General features: G+C 31.8%; 5 protein-coding genes. All 5 read left to right on the forward strand.

Features of this window, described 5'->3' with window-relative positions; translation table 11 throughout:
* Positions 1-890, forward strand: an 890-nt coding sequence (locus B3C18_RS01010; RefSeq protein WP_291140986.1) for a tetratricopeptide repeat protein, incomplete at its 5' end; no start/stop codon positions are given.
* A 106-nt stretch (positions 891-996) separates the two neighbouring features.
* Complete coding sequence (locus B3C18_RS01015) at positions 997-1,860, forward strand: PhzF family phenazine biosynthesis protein (RefSeq protein ID WP_180861588.1); 864 nt, start codon at positions 997-999, stop codon at positions 1,858-1,860.
* 160 nt (positions 1,861-2,020) lie between these two features.
* Complete coding sequence (locus B3C18_RS01020; protein ID WP_291140991.1) at positions 2,021-3,775, forward strand: TonB-dependent receptor; 1,755 nt, start codon at positions 2,021-2,023, stop codon at positions 3,773-3,775.
* A 178-nt stretch (positions 3,776-3,953) separates the two neighbouring features.
* Positions 3,954-4,403, forward strand: a complete 450-nt coding sequence (locus tag B3C18_RS01025) for a hypothetical protein (RefSeq protein WP_291140994.1) — start codon at positions 3,954-3,956, stop codon at positions 4,401-4,403.
* A gap of 285 nt (positions 4,404-4,688) precedes the next feature.
* A complete protein-coding gene (locus B3C18_RS01030) occupies positions 4,689-6,260 on the forward strand; it encodes a hypothetical protein (protein ID WP_291140997.1) in 1,572 nt (523 codons plus the stop codon).
* The last annotated feature ends 765 nt before the right edge of the window (positions 6,261-7,025 follow it).

The following is a 7,025-nucleotide window of genomic DNA, read 5'->3' on the forward strand; positions in this document are numbered from 1 at the left end:
GAACTTTAGATTTCGTTTCGGTTACAGATGCGGAATTGGATAACGATACTTATGATGCGGCTAACAAACAATATGGTCAAAATAACAGCAAAGCAGCGATTACAGGATTTGCAGGTTATGTGAGCAAATTTCCTTCTGGATTACACGCTTTAGAAGCTAATTTCAATTTAGCACAATTATATTATGCTGAAGGTTCTGAAACTAAATCAACTCAAAATTATCAATATGTAATCGACCAGCCAAGAAATGAATTTACAGAACAAACCTTAAATAGACTGGCTCAGATTTATTTGAAAGCGAAAGATTGTGATAAAGCAATTCCGGTTTTAGTTCGTTTAGAAAGCGAAGCTGATTATCCGCAAAACAAAAACTTTGCTCAGGCAAACTTGATGAAATGTTATTATGACAAAAAAGATTATGATAATTCGGTTATTGCAGCAGATAAAGTTTTAGCGAATCCAAAAGCCGATGCCAACGTAAAAGCCGACGCACAGATTATTGTGGCGCGCGCGGCGATTCAAACCGGAGATGAAGATAAAGCAAAAGCAGCGTATGCAAAATTGTCTACAACTTCAAAAGGAGAATTAGCAGCAGAAGCATTGTATTATGATGCTTATTTTAAGACCAAAGAAGGAAAATTTGATGCTTCGAATGCAGCAGTTCAAAAACTGGCAAAAAGCTATTCTGCTTACAAATATTACGGAGCAAAAGGATTGGTTTTAATGGCGAAAAACTTCTACGGATTAAAAGACAGCTATCAGGCAACATACATTTTAGATAACGTAATAAACAATTTTACAGATTATCCGGATGTTGTTGAAGAAGCGAAAAAAGAATTAAGTGCGATTAAGGCGGAAGAATCAAAAACAAATTCGTCGATTAATAAATAAGAAAAAAAGAGTATAGAATATAGAGGATAGAAAATAGATTGAAAGCAAAGATTTGAAGTCTATTCTCTATATTCTTTAATCTATTTTCTCAAAAAAAATAAGAATAATGAGTTTACCTTTTTATATAGTTGATGTTTTTGCTGATAAAAAATATGCCGGAAATCAATTGGCGGTTTTTTTAGAAGCTGAAAATTTAAGTTCAGAAGAAATGCAGCAAATGGCACGCGAGATTAATTTCGCAGAAAGCACATTTATTACCAAACTGGACAGAGAAAACAATAAAGCAGAAATAAGAATATTTACACCGGCTCATGAAATGCAGTTTGCAGGACATCCGATAATTGGAACTTCGTGGGTTTTGATCAATAAAATATTTGATAATTCACCTGAAAGTATAACATTGAATGTTCCGATTGGACCAATTCAAATTCAGCAATCTGAAGATTTGATCTGGCTAAAAGCAGCGCAGCCAAAATTTTGGGATATTTTCTCCAAAGAAGATTTTACATTATTCAGTAACCTGAAAAAAGAAGATTTTGAAAATCAATTTCCAATTCAGGAAGTTACAACCGGAAGCGCGTTTGTAATGGTTGGATTAAGCAGTAAAAGAGCGTTGGAAAACTTGGTTTTAGATAAAGATAAAGCAGATCAATGGATGAAAAATCATTGTAAAACAGATCATAGAGGCTTATATTTTTATTATCTGGAAGGTTCAAAATTGTTTAGCAGAATGTTATGTATTGAACACAATCAATTGGTAGAAGATGCCGCAACAGGAAGTGCAAGTACATGTTTGGAGGCTTTTCTGCTAAAATACCATAAACCTGAATTTGAATTAACGAATTATCAGGGAGATTATATTGGGCGTCCGTCTCAGATTTTTTTCAAAGGGAAATTAACCGAGAATCAGTTTGATATTAATATTGGAGGAAAAGCTCAGTTTGTTGCTAAAGGAGAGTGGGAAGCTTAGGTCGAGAAAATAGAATAAAGAACAAAGAACAAAGAACAAAGAACAAAGAATATAGATTTTAGAATATAGAAACTGAACAAAGAGATTGAGCTTAAGAATTAAGAAATAGTGTAAGTCTATTTTCTATACTCTTTTCTCTATACTCTTAAAAGAAATAAATATGAAAATTAAGTGCCGAAATAAAATCATCGTTTTACTAGTGTTATTGGTCTGCCAGCTTTCGTTTTCGCAAGTTAAGAAGAATGAAAGCATTGGAACTGAAACGGTAAACGTAGTAAAACCTTATTCGCCAACAATATCCGACGCTTTTAAAGTGAAAGAAACGCCTTCGCTGGACGATGCAGGAAATCAGCCAAAAGAAACTATTAAATATAGTATTTTGTCTGTTCCGGTGGCATCGACTTTTACGCCGTCAAAAGGAAATGCACAAGCTGTGGATAAATCTAAAAAAGAAAGATTGTTTAATAATTATGCAACGGTTGGAGTTGGAAATTACGGAACTTTAAACGCTGAATTATTCGTAACACAGGATTTAGGAAATAACGATTATTTAGCTGGAATGCTGCGTCATCATTCTTCGCAAGGCGGAATTAAAGATGTAAATCTTAATGATGAATTTTACGATACCGGTTTGAATATTGGTTACGGTGTAAAAGATCGTGATGTATCTTGGGGCGTTGATTTAGGTTATCAAAATCAAGTATACAATTGGTATGGTTTACCGGCTGATTTCGGAATGACTTTGGCGCCGGGAACTCAGGAAGATTTGATTAGAGGAATTAATCCGAATCATTCTTATAACACGATTTCTGTTGGCGGAAATGCCGAATTTACGGAAGGTGTTTTTAGTAAAATTTCAACAAGATTTACGAACTTTTCGGATAGTTTTTCTTCTTCTGAAAATCGTTTTTATCTAAAACCGACTTTTAAAGTTGACGTTATGGATCAGGCAATTAATACTAATGTTATTATAGATCACGTTAGCGGTTCTTTCGAACATAATTATGCTTGGGACAATGTTGAACCTTTAAAATACAGTTTGACAAACTTTGGGATTGAACCGAGTTTTGTGGTTAATGAAAACGACTGGACATTAGAATTAGGTGCTGGTTTGTTTTATGCTTTGGATTCTGAAAACAGTGGCAACAAATTTTATATTTATCCAAAAGTAAATGCTTCATACAAATTGGTTGGCGATTTAATGATTTTCTACACTGGAGTTAACGGAAGTTTAAATCAAAATTCCTATGCTGATTTTGTAACCGAAAATCCGTTTTTGTCTCCAACTTTAAATATGAGACCAACCAGTAATCAATATACTGTTTTTGCAGGTTTAAAAGGAAAACTGGCTAATAATGTGAGTTATAATGTAACTGGTTCTTATTTAAACGAAAAAGATAAAGCATTGTTTAAAAGCAATGATTATACAGAAGATTTTTCGAATCAGAATTATGGTTTTGGAAACTCGTTTAGTGTAGTTTATGACGATATCAGAACTTTCCGTTTCTACGGAGAATTGAAAGCTGATTTTTCTAAGAGTGTTTCTTTTGGAATCAATGGAACTTTCAACAGTTATAAAACAGATGGTTTAGAAGCTTGGAATTTACCTTCAATGAAATTGAGTTCAAATCTTGATGTAAATATTACAGAACAATGGTATGCAGGTTTAAATGTATTTTATGTTGGAGAACGTAAAGACATGCAGACCAATCTGACTTTTGGAACAGATCCTGTAATTACGACTTTGAAAAGTTATTTTGATGCCAATGCGCATTTAGGATATAAATATAATGAGCGTTTGACTTTCTTCTTAAAATTAAATAATATCGGAAATCAAGCTTACGAAAGATGGCTGAATTATCCTGTTCAAGGCTTCCAGGTTTTAGTGGGAGGAAATTATAAATTCGATTTTTAAGAAGATTTGACGCAAAGACACTAAGGGACAAAGAGTATATAAAGTATAAAAAGTGCCTTTTTTTTAGCCATGAGTTCGTGAATTTTTTGGAGTAAATTCGTGAATTCGTGGCTATTTTTTTCTGCATCACCAAAAACCTTTGCATCTTTGCAACTCAGAACCTCAGTACCTCAAAAAAATGACTTTCAAACAAAAAATACATTCTCATTACTTACAAATGGTCCAAGACCGAATTGATGTTTTTAAAGACATGATTTCGGGATTGACAGAAGATTCTAAAAACGATGCCAAAGGTTCGGCGGGCGATAAGCACGAAACGGCTTTATCAATGATGCATATCGAACAGGAAAAACTAACTAATAAACTCAAAGAAGCTATTGCTCAAAAAGCAGTTTTAGATAAGATTGATTCTTCTAAAAATACAGAAAACATTATTTCAGGAAGTTTGGTAAAAGCAAACGGGATTTATTTATATGTAAGCGTGGCGCTCCCAAAAATTACAATTGACGGAATTAATGTTATTGCGCTTTCTCCGCAGTCCCCTTTAGGAAATCATTTAATGGGAAATAAAGCTGGGTTTCAGTTTGAGATTAATAAGACGCATTATAGGATAGAAGAAGTTAATTAGTTTAGAATGGATTACCTATCCTTAATTTGCAGCATTTCATTTTTTGGAGCTTCTTATGCCTTTTATAAGATTCATAAATTGTGGAAAAAAGATGTTACAGAAAATAATAAGCTTTATGATTTTCAGATAAAAGTTCAATCCTTTAAAAATTGGGGCGGAATAATTATGTTGATAATATGTGGAATAGTTTATTTTTTTAAAGCAATTCCTTGATTAAATTTTAATTTTAATGTTAAAATAATTAATAGATTGAAAGTGTTGAATAATTAATTTAAAACTGAAATTATGAGAAAACTTTTTGCTTTTATGATTTTGATGAGCATGAATTTGACTGCTCAAAATACTGAATTTAAGGTTTATGATAATGGTTTGATTTATTCTGAAAACTCTATGAATAAACTCAAACATATTGTTGATTCATTGAACTTGAAGTTTAAAGTGTGCGAATTCAATAAAACATTTTTTGCTTTTGGTCAGGCCAAAGCCAATTACGTAGAATTAGAAAAATCAGATGCCGTAAAAGCTAAAAAAGATCTGGAAAAAGGCATTTCATATTCAGAATTAAAAGCAAGATATCCAAAAGCTGATTTTAAGGAAGATTTGATTATTATAAAATCTGCTTATACTGATTATAAAAACGAGGAAAAAGTTCAATTTTCAAGTTTGCCATTAGGAAAACAAAATGACAAAGAATCAATTACTGAAAGTAAAAAGAATGTTGATTCTTATAAAAATAATTTCAAAGGAAAATGGCTTTTTGTATTTGAAGAAAAAACCAGTTATTCAAAAGAATCATTAAAAGCTTTTTATTTTACTGAAGAATTTAAATCAAAACCTATTTCTGATAAATATGCGAGACTAATTCAATATTCAGATTGTTTGGTTGATACAACAGCTCAGGTGTTTTATGAAAATGCAAAAGATTCGGGTGTTCGTTATTTAGATACTTTACCAACAAAAGCAAAAAAGTTTCAAGATTATATTGATCAAGTTTTAAAGAAACCAAGTTTTAGCGAGGAAAAACTTTCTCTTGTATATGGTTTTGACGAAATGGCTTTTGATGAAAAAGCTAAGAAAAAAAATAAAGAGGATATTGTTAAAAAAGAACTAGCTGAAAAAGAATTTGAAGTTTTCCAGAAAAATTTAGAAAACTGGGAATCCTTAAAGTTTACACGATTAGATTCTTTAAGAAAAGCAGATAAAAATTTTGATTTACTTCTTAAAGAAGCATTAGAAGAATCAAAAGTCACAAAATCTTCTGACGATGAATTTGAAGAATATGCAGGTCGTTATATAAGTAAAAATGAAGAACTCGAATTAAAGAGAAACAGACGAGTTATAGGCGGATGTAGTATGGATAGTAGTCCGAGAGTTCATGCGTTGAATATTGCAATGCTTTCTGCAGAAACTATAAAGTGGGAGATTTTTCTTCGATCTCACCTTAATATTATGAATGATCGTTTTGACAGAGTAAGTGATGGAAGTTATGCTCAGGGGGCGAGAAGTACTTATATTAAAGAGATAGAAGTTTTAGATATAAATGTTCTGGACTTGATTTTAGGAATATCGCTCCGCATTGAAAATCCATCAAAAAATCATTATTACTCAAGTATAAATAGAGTGGGGCGCGCGCTTTCTGAAACTGCAAATCCTCAGTTAATTGAGACAAGTTTGCTGGATATGATTACAGATAATGAGTTGGACGATTATAATAGAATTTTGATGTATTATTTATTCGAAAATTATAATTATAATTTGAAAGATGAGAATGCAAAAAAGCTAAATCAATCTAAATTGCAACTGGCAGTAGCTAAAATGCCTAATTATATTTCTTCCAAAATTAGTTTTGAAGATTAATCAGGACAATAATGTTTAGTGAGAACTTTGTCAAAGTTTTAAACTTTGACAAAGTAGTACATAAAGTATGTCATTCCGAGGAACGAGGAATCGCACTAGAGACTCGACAAAGTTTGGAGATTTTATTTTCAAACATAGCCTGCGGTTTCAACCGCAGGAAACAAATAGTAGACGTGCCAATATTACGTTCCAATGGTTGAAACCATTGGCTATGTTTTTTCGATTCCGAGTAACTTCGTAAAGTAATTGCTAATCTTTGTAGAGTTTCTTACGGAGATTTCTCCTTTCATCGAAATGACAATATTGTGAAAAACCATTTTTTCATTCGAGAATTTGTTCATGCTTTGAAATATCTTTAACGATTCTGAAATATCTCAAAATTTAATTCAAAGAATTCTTCAAAACCTTCCATTTTACTCGCATTTTACCTTCAAAATTGAAATTTATAAGTTTCGGGTATTTTTTGATGCTAAAATTTTACATTTTATATGTAAAAACTAAATTATGGTTTTAAATTGTAATTAAAATTAATATTTATGTTTTTCAATTGTAACCAATACCGCATCTTTGCCTTATCAAAATAAAATTAAAAGTTTAAAAATATAAAATTATGTGTGGAATTGTATGTGCCTTTGATCTAAAGCAAAAAGCCGAAGCGTTAAGACCTCAAGTATTAGAAATGTCTAAAATCATTCGTCACCGTGGACCAGACTGGAGCGGAATTTACAGCAATGATAAAGCAATTCTTTCTCATGAGCGTTTGGC

The organism is Flavobacterium sp. UBA7680 (genome assembly GCF_002482975.1).
In the GTDB taxonomy this organism is placed as follows: domain Bacteria; phylum Bacteroidota; class Bacteroidia; order Flavobacteriales; family Flavobacteriaceae; genus Flavobacterium.